This window comes from Pseudomonadales bacterium (assembly GCA_041395945.1).
Classification (GTDB): Bacteria; Pseudomonadota; Gammaproteobacteria; order Pseudomonadales; family Azotimanducaceae; genus SZUA-309.
On record JAWKZN010000002.1, the window covers coordinates 791326 to 807508 of the forward strand.

16 protein-coding genes are annotated in these 16183 nt (G+C 62.8%); 6 read left to right on the plus strand and 10 right to left on the minus strand.

Features of this window, described 5'->3' with window-relative positions; translation table 11 throughout:
• Positions 1-97 precede the first annotated feature (97 nt).
• The 8 genes from R3E82_20290 to R3E82_20325 form a co-directional block, all read right to left on the minus strand.
• The gene (locus R3E82_20290; protein ID MEZ5553232.1) at positions 98-244 is read right to left on the minus strand and encodes a hypothetical protein; all 147 of its coding nucleotides are present in this window, start codon (positions 242-244) and stop codon (positions 98-100) included.
• Positions 241-1401 (minus strand): acetate kinase, encoded by a 1161-nt coding sequence (locus tag R3E82_20295; protein MEZ5553233.1) that lies wholly within the window; start codon positions 1399-1401, stop codon positions 241-243. The genes R3E82_20290 and R3E82_20295 overlap by 4 nt, the downstream gene beginning before the upstream one ends.
• Positions 1402-1825: 424 nt before the next feature.
• Entirely contained in the window at positions 1826-2668 is an 843-nt protein-coding gene (locus R3E82_20300) for a hypothetical protein (protein MEZ5553234.1), read from the minus strand.
• A 49-nt stretch (positions 2669-2717) separates the two neighbouring features.
• Positions 2718-3446 carry an acyl-CoA dehydrogenase family protein gene (locus R3E82_20305; GenBank protein ID MEZ5553235.1) on the minus strand — a complete coding sequence of 243 codons (729 nt, stop codon included), beginning with the start codon at positions 3444-3446 and terminating at the stop codon, positions 2718-2720.
• Entirely contained in the window at positions 3422-3715 is a 294-nt protein-coding gene (locus R3E82_20310; protein ID MEZ5553236.1) for an acyl-CoA dehydrogenase family protein, read from the minus strand. The genes R3E82_20305 and R3E82_20310 overlap by 25 nt, the downstream gene beginning before the upstream one ends.
• Before the next feature lie 66 nt (positions 3716-3781).
• Positions 3782-5299: a LamG domain-containing protein gene (locus R3E82_20315; protein ID MEZ5553237.1), complete on the minus strand. Its 1518-nt coding sequence runs from the start codon at positions 5297-5299 to the stop codon at positions 3782-3784.
• Positions 5280-8120 carry a serine hydrolase gene (locus R3E82_20320; protein ID MEZ5553238.1) on the minus strand — a complete coding sequence of 947 codons (2841 nt, stop codon included), beginning with the start codon at positions 8118-8120 and terminating at the stop codon, positions 5280-5282. Before R3E82_20320 ends, R3E82_20315 begins: the two co-directional genes overlap by 20 nt.
• 50 nt (positions 8121-8170) lie before the next feature.
• Entirely contained in the window at positions 8171-8722 is a 552-nt protein-coding gene (locus R3E82_20325; GenBank protein MEZ5553239.1) for a hypothetical protein, read from the minus strand.
• 651 nt (positions 8723-9373) lie between these two features.
• On the opposite strand from R3E82_20325, the gene R3E82_20330 reads away from it, so the two are divergent.
• Both R3E82_20330 and R3E82_20335 read left to right on the plus strand, forming a co-directional pair.
• A complete protein-coding gene (locus R3E82_20330; protein ID MEZ5553240.1) occupies positions 9374-9841 on the plus strand; it encodes a mobile mystery protein A in 468 nt (155 codons plus the stop codon).
• Positions 9838-10425, plus strand: a complete 588-nt coding sequence (locus R3E82_20335; protein MEZ5553241.1) for a mobile mystery protein B — start codon at positions 9838-9840, stop codon at positions 10423-10425. Before R3E82_20330 ends, R3E82_20335 begins: the two co-directional genes overlap by 4 nt.
• Before the next feature lie 28 nt (positions 10426-10453).
• Here R3E82_20335 and R3E82_20340 read toward each other — a convergent pair whose 3' ends face one another.
• Together R3E82_20340 and R3E82_20345 are read right to left on the minus strand one after the other, a co-directional pair.
• Positions 10454-11035: a hypothetical protein gene (locus tag R3E82_20340; GenBank protein ID MEZ5553242.1), complete on the minus strand. Its 582-nt coding sequence runs from the start codon at positions 11033-11035 to the stop codon at positions 10454-10456.
• A gap of 297 nt (positions 11036-11332) precedes the next feature.
• Complete coding sequence (locus tag R3E82_20345) at positions 11333-12121, minus strand: hypothetical protein (GenBank protein MEZ5553243.1); 789 nt, start codon at positions 12119-12121, stop codon at positions 11333-11335.
• A 53-nt stretch (positions 12122-12174) separates the two neighbouring features.
• On the opposite strand from R3E82_20345, the gene R3E82_20350 reads away from it, so the two are divergent.
• The 4 genes from R3E82_20350 (at position 12175) to R3E82_20365 (ending at position 16082) form a co-directional block, all read left to right on the plus strand.
• Positions 12175-12972 carry an enoyl-CoA hydratase-related protein gene (locus tag R3E82_20350; protein ID MEZ5553244.1) on the plus strand — a complete coding sequence of 266 codons (798 nt, stop codon included), beginning with the start codon at positions 12175-12177 and terminating at the stop codon, positions 12970-12972.
• A gap of 50 nt (positions 12973-13022) precedes the next feature.
• Positions 13023-14183, plus strand: coding sequence for an acyl-CoA dehydrogenase family protein (locus R3E82_20355; GenBank protein MEZ5553245.1), 1161 nt, complete (start codon positions 13023-13025; stop codon positions 14181-14183).
• Positions 14180-15325, plus strand: a complete 1146-nt coding sequence (locus R3E82_20360) for an acyl-CoA dehydrogenase family protein (protein ID MEZ5553246.1) — start codon at positions 14180-14182, stop codon at positions 15323-15325. The genes R3E82_20355 and R3E82_20360 overlap by 4 nt, the downstream gene beginning before the upstream one ends.
• Before the next feature lie 109 nt (positions 15326-15434).
• Positions 15435-16082 (plus strand): TetR/AcrR family transcriptional regulator, encoded by a 648-nt coding sequence (locus tag R3E82_20365; protein MEZ5553247.1) that lies wholly within the window; start codon positions 15435-15437, stop codon positions 16080-16082.
• The last annotated feature ends 101 nt before the right edge of the window (positions 16083-16183 follow it).

Below are 16183 nucleotides of genomic sequence, written 5' to 3' on the forward strand. Positions count from 1 at the left end.
GGCAATCGGCCAATACGCTGCGGCCTGCCCAACCAATCGTTACCATCGCCGATCAGCAGCCGACTCGCAGCTCAAAATATCCCGTAGACTGCCTCAACTACCCAATCGGTGAGCGATGCGGGTTAGCCAACAGGTAGATCTGGCCGACAGACAGGTAGTTGGCCGCTCGCCAATAGAGATCTAACTGCTCAAGCTCGTCGGTACTCAATGGCGTATGGGTGCCTACCGACTGCTCGCTGCTCACGCTGATGCCTCTCGCGGCGGAAACAGAAGCACCCGCGCAGCCAAAGCCATTTCCAGCCCCTCGTTTGGCGGTATCACCCAGATCTCAACCGTGCTGTCGTCCGCATGAATCGGTCCACCGCCCGGTCCCGATACGGAGTGGTTCTTCCCGGCATTGAGCAGAACACCCGCCCAACAGAGGTTCTCCAAAATACGCTCGCGAATGACCGGTTCGTTCTCGCCGATACCGCCCCCGAAGAGAATGGCGTCAACCCCGCCGAGCGCCACCAAATAGGCTCCAAGATAGTGACGAGCTCGATGGCAGAACATGGTGACAGCAAGCTCTGCCCGCTCGACTTCACTGTTCAGCAGAACCCTCATATCGCTCGACTGCCCAGAAACGGCGAGCAGGCCAGATGATTCGTTCAGAATCCAGCCAAGCTCCTTCGGGCAGAAGCCACCCTCCTCGATCAGGTACAGCACGGCCGCGGCGTCGAGATCGCCGCAGCGACTGCCCATCACAAGTCCCTCAAGTGGAGAGAAGCCCATCGAGGTATCGACGGGCCGCCCGTGGTCACTCGCCGTCACCGAGCATCCCGATCCAAGCTGTAGCGAGATGACCCGCCGAGATCCTTCAGATGACCGTTCGGACCACAAGCGCTTCAGCATCGACTGGTGCGCTATGCCATGGAACCCATAGCGACGTACCTGGAACTCCTCGCTGAGCTCCTTCGTCAGCGCGTACGCAGACACGTGTGGAGGCAGGTCACGGTAAAACGCAGTGTCAAAGCAGGCGATCTGCGGCACATGCTCCCCGAACGCGGCCTTAGCGGATTGAATCCAACTCAGCGCCACCCGGTTGTGGAGCGGAGCGATCGCTTTGAACCTCGCAATCTCCGCCTCAACCTCGGCGTCTATCAGGCAGGGAGCATTTAGCCGAACGCCGCCGTGCACGATCCGGTGAACGACAGCCGGCGGGGGCTCGAGCGTGCGCTTCGCGATAAACTCCGTCAACACGGCCGAATCGGCGGCCGGTGCCGGCGAAAGCCGGAGATCTGCAAGACAGTCCGACGGGCCCGTCAATCCATGGCTCGCGAGCCTCAGCGAGGAGCTACCGGCGTTCACCACCAGCGCGTGGCCGGTGTTGTCCGGCGGATCGTGTCCGGGCCCTTCAATCATGCAAAACCAGCCTCTGGAGGAACTGAACCTGAAATCAATGTTTTGCAGTTTGGAGGGTGTACCCTACTTACAGGTCAAGCCGCAGGTTGAAATCAGCGACGTCGCGGCTATCGGAGAATCGTGACAAGAGAGCTTGCGGCGGTGTCCGCGGAAACGAGCATCACCACTGAAAAAACCAATGCGTACCAAGCGGGCAGCTGCCGGAGGAAAGGGTGTCTGGCCATGATTTCGATGTCCCGGTGAATTGCACCGCATCGGTAGCCGCAAGGGCCGTGCCAGGCTCCTGCGGTTTGGCCGGGGTCTGCAAAGAATGCGGTGATGCGGGTGCTCAGAGGGCGAGACCGGGCAGAGCGCTGCCACCGTCGATGGTGGAACCGCGTCGGGTGGTGGGTGGGTGGCGCGAGTCGGCGATGGTCCGTTGGATTCAGCCCGCCGATCCATATCGCCGCAGAAAGGCGCGCTCAATCGATCCGGCGTCGGCAGCCACCCCGGTGAAGTGCTGCCAGGCATCCAGGCCCTGGTACAGAAAGAGCTTGAAGCCGGACAGGACGGCAATGCCGCGCCCGGCGCAGGCGAGGAGAAAGTCGGTGTGCTCCGTAGTGTAGACCGCGTCGAACGCCCATCGTTGATCTTCAAGTCCGCTCGACGGAAATACGCACCCCGGGTACTGGAACATGCCGACGGGGGTCGCGTTGACCAGGCCGTCGGCGCTGCGCATCTCTGCCGCGAGATCTGTCGTGACGCGGGCGCGTTGCCCACAGGTGTCGAGTTCGGAAGCGAGCGCCCTGGCAGCCATCGGGGCGGTATCGTGGATGGCGAGCTCGACTGCGCCGAGTTCCTGCAGGGCGAAGGCGATGGCCTTGCCGACACCGCCGGCGCCGGCGCCGGCGATGAGAACACGGCCAGGCTGGGCATCAGCTCCGAAACCCGATCGGAAGGCCCGCACGAACCCCGAGCAGTCCGTGTTGGTCCCGGTCCAGCCATCCTCCCGGAACAGAACGGTGTTGACGGATGTCAGGCCGTCCGGCATGGACACCGTGCGATGCACGGCGAGAAACGCCTCTGATTTGTACGGGTTGGTGACGTTCACGCCGGCGAATCCTGCGTTCTCGCAACGTGTCAGCTCGTCCGCGAGGGACACCCGGCCCCGGCTCTCGAGATCCATCGGAACGTAGGTCAAGGGGTGCCCCAGCTGCTCTCCGATCAGCTCGTGGAGATGCTTCGCCCGGCTGCGGCCGATGCCGTTGCCGAGCAGGCCGACCTTCATGGCCGAGGCTCCCGCCTTTGTGGCGAGCAGGACAGGCCGAAAGTCCGGGCTACCGGAAAGAAAACAGATCCCCCTCGACCTCCAGCATCGCCTTCCCGCACTGCTGCGACGCGAGCTCCAGATCGAAGATGGTGTGCGTGCTCATCATCTGCACGTCGCGGTGGATGCGGCCGAGCTCCTGGCCGTCGAAGTGCACACTGGACCCGGCCGCATCCATGATGTCGCGCACCGCGCCCAGGCATTCGTGCACCACCCGCCCGATCGCCAGGCGGCACTGTATCTGCTCCACCTCCGAAGGAGAGATGTCTCCGCGAGCCTGTGATTCGACGGCCCGCGCGCATTCACGCATGGCGCTTTCCGCCGCCCGCACCCGGGTGTAGGCATTGGCGAGCCGGATCTGTGAGGCGACGTTCTGCGCCTGCACCCTGTGGGTGCCGAACCGCACGCGTTTGCCGACGAGCTCCCGGAACAGCGTCACCGCACGCCGCGCGGCGCCCAGGGCGGGAATCCCGGCCGTGAGCGCGAGAAAGGGCAGCACCGGAATGCGCGACAGGTATGCAACCTCGCCGTCGCCGGCGCTCCCGAGCGGCAGTGACACATAGCGCTCCGGCACGAATGCGTCCCGGACGACAATGTCCTGGCTGCCGGTCGCTGCCATACCGTCCACGTGCCAGGTGTCGACCACCTCGACCTGCTCGGGCCGGAGCAGAAACTTGCGTGGGATCGGGGAATCCTTGTCAACCACCCCTGCATTCACCAGCACCCACTCGGCGTGCATGATGCCGCTCGAGAACTTCCAGTGGCCGGACAGCCGGTGGACGCACACGCCTCACTGACGCAGATACCGATGTCCACGTAGCGATCCATGCCGATCTCGTAGCCGCCGTAGCGCTTCGGCACGAATGACCGGAACACGCCTGTGGCCGCCAGCGCATCGATCACGTCGTCGTCGGGCTTGCGCTGCCGCTCCGCCACCGCCGCGCGTTCGCGGATCAGCGGGACGACCTCACGCACCCGGTCGAGCAGCCCTTCGAGGGGTAATCTCATTCTGGTTTTCCGTCTCTCTTATTTAACGACCGAGCCCGCGCTGCTGATAGTGGGCGATTCCTGCATTCAGCGAACGGCGATACGCCGACAGATCAGCTGCAGTCCGGTGATCACCTCATAGGGGCCGATGTCGTTGGAGTGGACCACCAGTCCGGTGGCGAGCTGGTTGGACGCGCAGAGCATCGAGGAACTCCATGCTTCCCCGACCGTGGCCTCGAACCCCCGGCAGTTGGGAAACTCGTCCTGGCTGGCGGCCGGCTCGTAGCGGGTGGAACCATCCGCATCGATCACATCGCCCCAGACGTGGAGGCCGGCAACCGTGCCGATCGAACACACCGACAGACGACCGATCACCGAGCCGTCGAGCTGGACCGAGATGGTCTCCTGCTCGGAGGCCGGTGTGCCCCGGCAGAGATCCAGATCCGTGTCATTGGCCCAGATCCGGCAGGGCCCGCGGGTGTCGCCGTCGCGCCGTACGCGGATGCGGGTCAGGAACTCCTCGCCGAGATCGATCCGCCGCTGGCTGTCTCCCACCCGGCCGGCCACCATCGTGAAGGATGGATTGCCTGTGCCGTACGGTCCCGACGAAGCTGCCGGCGTCGACGCGGGCTCGGCTTCCGCTTCGGCGGGTGTCACTTCCGGCAGCAGTACGTTGCCGGCGAGGTCCGACTGCACCGGCTGAAACGACAGCGTCTGCCTCGGCGCGTGCCGCTCCGGATGGCAGGTGCCGTCCCAGGCGCAGTAGGATCCGGCCGCGCAGTCCTGATGGGTCTCGCAGGCGGGCAGCGCCCTCTCTGTGCCCGGAAGGCTGGTCAGCCGTGGCCCCAGGGTATCGGGCAGTGGCGTCGTGGTGGACACGGGTTCCGCGCTCAGCGTCGACGCGGCCGGCGCAGTGCCGGCCGCCAGCGCCCGGATGTCATCCGCGGACAGCACACGGCCGTGGATTCGCAGGTCGTCCACCAGCAGGTCCTGGGCCGTGTAGGACAGGTTGTCGTTGTAGGTGCCGATCCAGAAGGCGTTCTCCACATCGTAGTCGATGCTTCCCATGTCCTCGGAGACGGTGCGGTTCCGCCAGGTCAGCGCGTAGGTGCCGTTCACGTAGTCGTAGGTGACGGCGATGAAGTACCACGTGTCCGCGCTGCCGACCGCATCCCGGTAGTAGATCCCGTTGCCCGTTCCCTCGATCCGGAGGCTACCGTCCTGCACATAGGCGCCGGGGCCCACGCCGCCGCCAGTGGAGAACAGGTACTGATTTCCCGACGCCGAGAGAGACGGGAGCCTGAACCAGGCCGTGACCGTCACCTGAGGGCAGAAGTCGTAGTGGAGATCGATGAAGGCGTGCATGGCGGCGCCGGACTGGACGTGAAGCGCCTGACCGTTCCGACCCGCCGCGAACCGGGGCGCCGGCGGCGCCCCCTCGGCGGTCATGAGGCCGTGGTAGCCGTTGCCGCTGGCATCGTTCAGGTCGCCGTCGAACGGGAAGTAGGCGTCGCAGGGCGCCGCGGCTGCCCAGGCAGGACAGACCGTCAGCAGCAGGGTCAGCGCCAGTTTGTGCAGGTGCCGATCAGCGAATGCCATACGCATCTCGAAAGCTCTCCGCGAGCTCGTTCCAGAAATCGTTCTCGTCGTCACCATGAGAGGTCATGACCGCCACCAGACCCGACTGAAGGCGGGGAATGCCGATCATCTTGGCGTGATAACCATTGTGGTCGCCGTTGTGCCACCAGGTTTCGTTCGTGCCCCAGTTGCCGTCTGCCGCTCGGCGGTTGATGCCGAGCCGCATGGTGCCCATGTTGCTGCAGTACTGCAGGTCATCGCTGTTGCGTCCCACCAGACGATCGACCCCGTCGCTCGACAGCGCGCCCCCGCCGCCGTCGTTGACCGCAATCACGAATCGGGCGATATCGGCGGCCGTGGACACGAGGCTCGCAGCCGCCAGCTCTCCGTACGCCACGGTGGGCGTGATCACGCCGCGCTCGTGGCCTCGGGCAAACCTGTCCGTATTGCGGCCGATGTAGGGAGACGCATAGGTGCTCGATGCCATGCCGAGATCGCGAAAGAGCCGGTCCGTGTGCGCGACGAACCCACCGCCGTGCACGTCGATCAGCGCCTGGATCAGGTTGTAGTTGGCGCTCGTGTAGCGGCTCTGCTGACCGATCTGACCATTGCGCACGATGCGGTTGCCATTAGCGGCCGGTGCGTTGCCGAGAATCACCTCCGCGGTGGTCGGCGGGATCTGGGTGTCGTCGTACTCCCGGGCGCCGCCCTGACTGAATCCGGCATCACAGTTCGTCACGTGTCCATAGCAGAAGCCGCCGCAGTGCTGCATCACCTGGATGATGTTGCCGTTCTGCGGCTGCACGTTGTCGCGGAAGTCCTGCAGGTCGTCGCCGGAAAAGAGCGCCTCGATATCCTCGAGACCGCCGGTCGCGCCGATGTCCAGCGCCACGTCCGGATCCTCGGTGAGCTGCATCAGCGCGAACGCGGCCACCGCCTTGGAGACCGAGGCAAAATCGAAGCGGGTGCTGGGATGAACGTAGCTCTCACCGTCGCTGACGTTGCGCAACCCGTAGCCCCGGCTCCAGACGACGGTGTTGTTTCGAACGGCGGCAATGGCGGCCCCGGTGATCTCGCTCTCCGCGAGCCGCGTCCAGATGTTCCGGTTGCTGTCGAAACCGTTCTCCACCTCCCAGATGGGATCGCCTCCGCGTGCGGGCGGCACCATGGTGATCCGCAGATAGTTGCCGGGCGCCCGATAGCTGAGCAGCTGCGCGATGGCACGGTTTTCGTTGCGCGGGTTGTTGATCAGGCCCAGATGCCCGGACCGCAGGTTGTTGCTGACGTACCAGAGGTCGGTGCCGAACAGCACCCAGCCGTCTTCGGTCAGGTACCGGGCCAGGCGGGGCCGGATCTGGGAGACGGGAAACTCCTGCACCGCGCGTTCGATTTCGGGTATCCGGCTTTCGCTGTAGACACTGCCGCCGTCGTCGACCATCAGCCATTCCGTCGGGCGGTCCGGGTCGAAGGAGAAGGATACGATCCGGCCGCCGCCTTCCGTCACCTGACGCGCCCGGAACCGCGCGCGCACGCTGACGCCGGACTGCGCGAACTCGTTGCCGGCGGCAATCAGCCAGGAGTCCCCATTCGAGATGTCGCCGGCATCGAGCGCGCCATGGGTGCTCTCGAACGCATCGAGCTGCTGGGCCAGTGCCGCGGGAATATTCGTGCTGCGGGCAATCTGATCTCCCCCGGAGACGATCCACTGATCGGCCCGGTTGATCGCCACCACCTGGGGGTGGTAGCCGCACTGCACGAGCTGATTCAGTGCGTTCGTAAACCGCTCGGGAAAATCCGCGTTGTCGTCTATCTCGAGGGTCGGCACTACCTGAACATCGCAGAAGATCTCGTCCACCGTTTCGATGGGAGGGTTCTCGGCGAGGTTGTCCAGCTGTTCCCGCAGCTCGGTGCCCGGATCATCCGCCGGCAGCGTCAGGGTCGGAGGAGGGGGGCCGTCCGCCGCGATACCGGCTTCACGGAGTTGAATGTCATTGCCGGTGTCGCTGCTCTGCTGACCGGGGATCAGCGGCGGCGTGGTGCGCCGGTCCGCCAGGTCGTCGGCGTCGATGATCGGCTCGGTCTGCCCTATGCGATCGGTAAACCCAGGGCCAGCCTGCGGGAGGCCGGTCGACGGGCGGGCAGAGGCGTCCGCTGCAGCGGGTACGAACGCCGAAGGCCTGCTGCCCCGCAGTCGGCTGACCTCCTCGGGCGTCAGTGCACGGCCGATGATCCGCAGCTCGTCGATGGCGGCGCTGCGCACGGCGTAGTGCAGCAGTTCGTTCAACGCCCCCACCCACAGCACATCGCCCGGCACCGCGTCGGACAGCCGACCTTCCACGCTGCGTTCCCGCCAGTGAAAGCGATAGGTCTGGGCCGTGTAGTCGTAGACGCCGGCGAAGAAGAACCAGACGCGATCGTCGCGGATCGCTTCCGCTTCCCGCAGCCCGTTGCCACTGCCGCTCAGGGTGGCCCCTCGGCCGCCGGTGCGTAAGCCGGGCCCCGCGCCACCCGTGGCCACCACCCACTGGGTGCCGGTGACGGTCGGATCCATGCGCACCCAGCCGGCGATCGTGAACTGGGGACAGAATTCCGGATGCAGATCCAACAGCACCCGCATGACCGATGACCCGTCGAGCTCGAGCGCCTGGCCGTTGATGCCCGCGGTGAATCCGGGCACGGCGGCAACGCCGTTCAGGCCCACCATCTCGCCGTCAAAACCGCCGCCGCTCGAATCGGTCAGATTGCCGTCGAACAGATAAGTGGCACTGCAGGCGCCGGCGCCAACCTGCGCCTGTGCCGCGGCGGCCAGCAGCAGGGTAACGAACAGCACCACACAAGCTCTGGGCATGAAGACGTCCCTCCCTCGGACGATCCGGTCCATCTGTCCCTCGCGGGCGTCTACCCCGGATTCTGGCAGGCGGCGATGTCGTCTTCCGTCAGTCCGAGATCCTTGGCGGCCTGGGAGAAGTCCTCGACGGTCGCTTCCGCCTGATACACGTCCGCGGTGGTTTGGGCGAGATCGTTGTTGCCGAACTGCCCGGCCATCCTGCCGACACCCCGCATCAGGCTGCCGAAGCCCCGCTTCTTCTGCTGGGCAGCCTGCGCCGCTTCCATCTTCTGCTGCAGGCACGCCTGCTGCGCCGCCTGCAGTGCCTCGGGGGTCGCCGCCGACTTCACCGGCTTGGTGTCGACGCCGGCTGACGGTGTCTCGACCACGACGATCGCCTGATTGCCGCTGCCGTCACAGGCCTGGCCCATGGCGTCCGTGAGCACCGGGTTCACCTGGATCCGATCCACCACCGTCTCGAACTGGATTCCCTTGCCCTGGGCCATGTTCTCGATCATCTTCAGCTGCGGCCCCATAATCGATTCCATCATGGCCAGTTGCTGGGGTGTCATGCCGGCCTTCTGCTTTTCGAACTCGGCGAGCTGGGCTTGCGCCTCGACCATCTGCGCTTCCTCCTCAGGCGACAGCACGCTGCGGCGGACAGCTGCGGATCATAGCAGACATCACCGATCCCGGCCTGATTCGCAAGATCCTCGACCACATTAACAGCCGAGCACCCCCGCACCTGCCGCCTCGGCGCGCCGAGCCGCACCAGAACCCACCTGATCTGTTCGCCGAACGCTGAAAATACCTCGGCAACAGCCCCGCCTGCGCACAGGATTTCCAAACTTCCCTTTTCTCCCGACGATCTGTACGCCCACAATTCCGACAGTCGTACGAAGTCAGACCGCTCTCCATCGTCCGGTTGAACCTCGCCAACGTCGACCTCCCTTGACCTCCGCATCTGTACCCCAAGCAATCGAGGAAAGGCCACGTTAACCTCCCTATCCTCCAAGAAAGAACGCGCTACCGTAAGACATCGCCGCACTCATCATCCAGACATTGCTTACACCCGCGCCAGCGATCGAAGCCGGCTGGCCGCGACTCTATCTACGAGGCGCGGTTCACGAGAGCGCGTCTGGCGCCCCAAATGACATAACTTATACGTTATTTGTCCTGATCCTATATATAATATATATATTATTTTTATCTTGCCGAAACATAACTTATACGTTATTTTATAAAGAGAACAAAATAACGTAAAGGTTATCGAAATGCGCCCCGAAGACCGGGCCCTGGCCCGCAGACAGCTTGATAAAAGACTATCGCCGCTTCGCGACATGCAAAGCCTGGCCCGGCCGCCGCGCGGCTGGATCAGAGCAATCCGCGAAGCACTGGGCATGACCGGCAAACAGCTCGGTAAGCGCCTTGGCGTCAGCCAGCCCCGCGCCACCAAAATCGAACAGGCAGAAAAGGACGGCTCGATCACTCTGGAAACGCTGCGCCGAACAGCGCAAGCGCTGGACTGCCAGCTCGTCTACGCCTTTGTCCCGCGCGCGCCGCTGCAGGAACTCGTCGAAGAGCGCGCCCGCGCCCGCGCAAAAGACATCCTCGAAGCCACGAGCCATAGCATGGCGCTTGAAAACCAGCGTGCCGATGCCGACACCGACCGTGCGCACATCGAAGCGCTGACCCGCGAACTGATAGAAAAGTCAGGCCCGGACCTGTGGGAGGACAAATGAGCGATCCACTCCTGCCGGAAGAAGACGGCGCAACGCCGCTCAGCGATGAAGAGCGCGAGGGCTTAAAGCTCTCCTATGTCACCACGCGCGGTGATCTCAATGCCGCCGAACAGCAGAACATCCTTAAAGCGCAAAACTGGGCTCAAAAACGCAAGAACAAAGTTCTCACCCGCGACTACCTGAACGACCTGCATAAACGAATGTATGGCGATGTCTGGACATGGGCCGGCACATACCGCACTACGGAAAAATCCATCGGCATCGATCCCATCCACATCCAGGTCCGGCTCCAGGAACTGCTGGATAACGTGAACTACTGGATAGAGAACGAGACCTACCCGCCCGATGAAATCACCGCAAGATTTCATCACAAGCTCGTCTATATCCATCCGTACCCGAACGGCAACGGACGCCATGCCCGCCTGGCGGCAGACATCCTGCTCAAAGAGATGGATCAGGAACCATTCACCTGGGGCCGCGCCAACCTGCGCGATGTCGGACAAGCCCGCAAGACCTACATCGACGCCCTGCGTGCCGCCGACGGCCATGACATCACGCCGCTGTTGGAATTCGTGCGGAGCTAAGGTGCAGTCACCATCTAGCCCGAAAATCTCACCGATGTAATGGAAATAGGCCTCTGTCTGGTGCATAAAGTGAGTGCAAACAACACGTTATGACACGCAGAGGAAGAGGCCTATGGCGACAGAGTGTAATCCCGAGCAACTGAAATTTCACGCACTGGATCGCCGTCAGGTGATCGGTCGGTTCGATGGTGGCCGGATCACGTCCGACGGTGGCGGACTGCTGCTGCGGGAGGTGGATCAGCGGCTGGGCATGCTCAGTCGACTCGCCGGCTGCTTCACCGATTACCGTAATCCGAACAGTATCGAACACAGTGTCCACGCGCTGGTGGCGCAACGCGTCTACGGTCTGGGGCTGGGTTATGCAGATCTCAACGATCACGATGGGCTGCGCTCGGACAGCGTGCTGGCGCTGTTGGTTGGTAAACGGGATCTCACGGGTGAAGACCGCGAGCGAGACCGTGACAGAGGGTATCCGCTGGCCGGATCGAGCACGCTGAATCGACTGGAGTTGACCACACCGGCCTCGGCGGCCAGTGATCGCTACAAGAAGATCGCTGCGGATCCGCAGGCGCTTGACCGGTTGCTGGTGGACCTGTTCATTGAGGCCCACGATGTGCCACCGCGGGAGATCTGGCTGGATCTGGATGCAACCGATGATCCGCTGCACGGCCTGGGCACCACCCGGATAAAGTTCGAATACTGGTCAGGAATGTTCAACCGGCAGTCGCCGGAGGAGGCGTTCGCCTCAATCGCACAAAACACCCCCGCTGAAGAGAAAACAACACGGCAATCGGCCAATACGCTGCAGCCTGCCCAACCAATCGTTACCATCGCCGATCAGCAGCCGACTCGCAGCTCAGAATATCCCGTAGACTGCCTCAACTACCCAATCGGTGAGCGATGCGGGCTAGGCGGACCGGCGGGCGAGTGCGTTCACCAGCTGATCCAGGCGCATCCAGAGCGACTCAGCGGCCAGAACCGATGGCGACCGGGCACGTTCGGCCAGTTGTCTGCGCAGTTCGGCTTCGATACCCGCCTGCTGCTCCTCGACATTGCGCCGCTCAAGCAGCAGCGGTGTCAGCACTGCCTCGAGATCGCGGCGCTCTGCAGGCTTCAGGCGCGCAAGCGGCACCTCACGCAGAAAGCGATCGAGGAATACGGTGATCAGGTGGTGCAGACGTCGTTCGTAGGTCAACTCACCCAGCCTGCGATACTCGCGGGAGGTTTCGATGCAGTCTTCGAACACCGCACGCGCCAGCGTGGGGTAGGAATCCGATTCCACAGCCTCCGCCAGTTCGTCGAGCATGGCGCTCGTGCGCTGCCATAGCGCAGACCAGAGCTCGGCGTCCTCGAGATTACGCGCAAGCGCGCGGGCGTTGTCTACCGAGCGGCGCATGAATGCGATCACTTCGGTCTCTTCTTCGGTGAGCCGTGTGCCACGTGTGCTCCGCACGGCGGGTTGCTCACCCCACATCCCGCCTTTGCCCTCCAGCAGATAGTCCGCGCGAAATCCCCATTGCCGTTCGATCAACACGGCGAGTGCACGGCTCGGTCGGCGTGTTCCGTTGAGAATCGAGTAGAGGCTGCGTGCGCTGACAGCCCCATCGACCGCTTCCGCAAAGCCCTCGCGGTCGAGGCCCACGCTGTCGAGGAAAAACCTGAATCGTTCTGCAACCAGAGCAGTTCTTGCAATCAAGGTGCCTCCTCGTCTACATTGTTGTTGTCTATTGTCTCGTCAACATTGTATACATGCAATACGAAGGCTATCAGGCCCTGCGCTTCGAGCGACTCGATGGTGACGTGCTGAAGATCACCATCGCCCACCCCGCCAGCGCGATGAACGCCGTGGACGATCTCCTGCACCGGGAATTCACGCGACTTTTCCGGGAACTCAAGCAGGAGAGCGACGCTCGTGCCGCGCTGCTCACCGGATCCGGCCGCGCATTCAGTGCCGGCGGTGACTTCGCCTGGTTTCCAACACTGCAGGATTCAGCCAGCCTGGAGCAGCTGCGCCGCGACGCGAAGCAGCTCATCTGGGATCTGCTCGAAGTCGAGATCCCCATTGTCTGCGCGATGAATGGCGCCGCCGCCGGCCTGGGTGCCTCGATCGCACTCCTCTGCGACATCATCTTCATGGCCGAAGACGCGGTTGTCCTCGACCCGCACGTAAAAGTGGGCATCGTCGCCGGTGATGGTGGTACCACCATCTGGCCGATGGCCGTGGGACCGGCACTCGCGAAACAGTATCTGTTCACCGGCGATCCGGTGCCCGCCGCCGAAGCGCATCGCATCGGCCTGGTGAATTTTGTGACCCCGCCCGCCGAGCTGGAGGCCCAGGCACTCGCCTTTGCGCGCAGACTCGCAGCAGGTGCCCCGCTCGCCATTCAATATACGAAGCAGGCGGTAAACAAACTCATCAAGGACAATCTGAACATCGCCTTCGACTTCGCCACGGCTCTGGAGATCGTCACATTCAAAAGCGACGATCACCGCGAAGCGCTTGCGGCACTGCAGGACAGGCGCAAGCCGGTTTTCAGGGGACACTGAACCATGAGACTTCAGGATACGAACGGCAACCGTGCAGATGCAGCTTTCCCATGAATTTCGATGAACCGGAACACCTGCTCGCGCTGCGCGATACCCTGCGGCGTTTTGTGGCAAAAGAGATGCCGGGGGACAAGGTCATACAGTGGGACAAGGATCATCACTATCCTGCTGAACTGTTCGAAAAGCTTGCGGCACTCGGTGTCTGCGGTCTGACTGTGGATGAGGCATACGGTGGCAGTGGGCGGGATCTCGTTGCAGCGGTCGCCACCATCGAAGAGCTCTGCCAGGCGGGTGGATTTGCCGCGGGGCCTTTCATTCACTGCGCCTTCTACGGTGGTGTAAACATCTCCGAAAACGGATCGGCTGCGCAAAAACAGTCGATGCTGCCGAAGATCGCCCGGGGTGAGCTGCTGTTCGCCTACGGACTTTCGGAACCCGACGTCGGCGGTGATCTCGCCAGCGTGCGCACGAAGGCGCGGCGCGAAGGCGATCACGTGATCGTGAATGGCAGCAAGCGCTGGTGTACGGGTGCCGATTTCGCGGACTACATCATCTGCCTCGTCAACAGCGACCCCGACGGCAACAAATACGAAAACCTGTCGCTGGTGCTCGTACCACCGGGCGCGAAGGGCGTCTCGCTCACACCCATGGAGCACGCCAACCTTCGCTACACCCGTTCATCCGATGTCGCCTTCGACGACGTGGCGGTGCCGGTCGAGAACGTGCTTGGCGGACCCGGGATGTGGAACCGTGGCTGGCAGACCCTCGCCGGTGAAGCACTCGAGGTGGAGAAGATCGAAATTTCGGCGGTGGCCTATGGAGTAGCTCGCGCCGTTGTCGATGAAGCCTTCCGCTATGCACAGGAGCGCACGCAGTTCGGTTCCGTACTGAGTGGTCATCAGGCAGTGCGTCACGCACTCGTTGATGCCAGAACGAAACTCGATGCCTGCCGGCACATGCTCTATCACGCAGCGTGGCTTGCGCAGGAGCGCCGGCCCTGTTCGGTGGAATCGTCGATGGCCAAACTATTCATTGGAGAGACGGCGGTCGAGATCGCCATCGTGTGCCAGCGGGTGCTCGGCGCCTATGGCCTGTCGGACGGTTTTCACATGGAGCGCAACGTGAGGGATCTTCTGGGAATTCCGATCGTCGGCGGTTCATCGAACATGCAGCGGAACAACATCGCCAACCGATTGAGGCTTGCCCAATGAATCTGATTGAAAATGCCCGAAAACTGGTTCCTGAACTGACTGCGCGTGCTGCGGAGATCGAAGCGGGAAGGCGCATTCCGGCCGATGTTTCGAAGCGGATGGCCGAAGCCGGCTTCTTTCGCATGTTCGTGCCTGAGGCGCTGGGCGGACTCGAGCTTTCACCCCTGATCGCAGTCGAAGTGTTCGAGCTGCTTGCCCAGGGTGATGCGAGCAGCGCATGGATCGCCTTTATCGGTGCGACAAGCGGTACCGTGCTGGAACGCGTGCCCGAAGCGGCGGCACGGGCTGTATTCGGCAAGCCTGAAACCCTCATCACCGGCGTGTTCGCACCCAGCGGGCGGGCGGAGATCGTCGACGGCGGATTTCTGGTAAACGGTCGCTGGCAGTGGGGTTCGGGTTCGGAAAATGCCGATTGGATACTGGGCGGCTGCCAGATCCTGCGCAATGGTGAGCCGCTTACCACCCGCAGTGGCGCACCGCGCACACATATGGTGCTGCTCCCGGCAAGCGAAGTGAAATTTCTGGATACCTGGCACGTATCCGGACTCTGTGGTACCGGCAGCACTGATTATTATGTCGAGGATCTGTTCGTTCCGACCGCACACGTGGCCGGTTACGAGATCACTGAATCATCAGATCGACCACTGTATCAGTTCCCGCAGTTCACGTTTCTTGCGCTCGGGATTGCCGCCGTCTCCCTGGGGATAGCCAGGGCCGCCATCGATGAGCTGATTGCAGTCGCAGCGAATAAAATCCGGGCCGGCAGTTCCTCTGCAATCGCGAACCGCGTGCACACACAGATGGAAGTCGCGCAGGCAGAAGCAACTCTGCGCGCGGCGCGGGCCTTCTACTACCAGGCGCTCACCAGCGCGTGGGACCAGGCGCTCGCAGGCAAACCGGTGCCCGTCGATCAGCGCCGCGACCTGCGCCTCGCGACAACCTTTGCGGTGCAGTCTGCCGTGAAGGTGGTGGACGCCATGTACACCCAGGCCGGCGGCACTTCGGTCTACGAGACTTCGCGCCTGCAGCGCCAGTTTCGCGATGTGCACGTCGCCACCCAGCACATCATGGTTGCCGCCAGCACCTTTGAAACCGTCGGTCGTCTCTTTCTGGGTGTGGAAACCAACACCGCAATGCTCTAGGGCATCTCTGCATAAGTATCAGCGCCTCCGCGTGTCGCGCGAACACGATCCCGGGAATCCACAGTAAACTTGGATCGCATCACCCACCATCGGAGCGGGGTCTGCCCGAATGTCCAGAGCTTCGCTGACACCGCAGGAAATCGAAGCCGGTCGATCGCGCGTCATCACAGCCGCCACTGAGCTCTTCGCGCAGGATGGATTCGAAGCCGTCACCATGCGGGCGATCGGGCGGGAAATGGGACGCAGCCCGACTACGCCTTATACCTACTTTTCCAACAAGGAGGAGATCTTCGCCGAAGTGCGGACGAGGGCATTCGCACGTTTCGCCGACGCTCTGGAAGACGGCATCCGGAATATGCACAACCCCCTGGTGCGACTTCGAGCAATGTGCGGGGCTTACGCCGGTTTTGCCCGGGACAACCCGGATGCCTACCGGCTCATGTTCGAGCTGCGCCAGGGCGGGATGGCCGAATACCCGCCCCTCAAACTACAACGGGAGCGGAGCTTCGGACACCCGCTGGGCGCTGCACGTGATGCGGTCAGTCAGGGACTGCTGCAAGGCGACCCATTGACCCTCGCTCACACCATCTGGGCCTGCTGTCACGGCATCGTGTCACTGGAGCTCGCCGGCCAGCTCGATCTCGGACGAAGTCTCGATGAACTGGTCGAGCCGGTCACCGAAGCGATACTCAGGGCTTATCAGACGCTGTCCGCTGATCATGAAATCGCCAGGCAGATACCAGGCGAGACTACCTAACTGGTTGATACGAATAAGGATAAATATATTTGACGCCGTTAATTAAACAGTGTCCAATTTATCCCTCGGTAGCTCCCGGATGACTTGAACCGCCCGCGGAG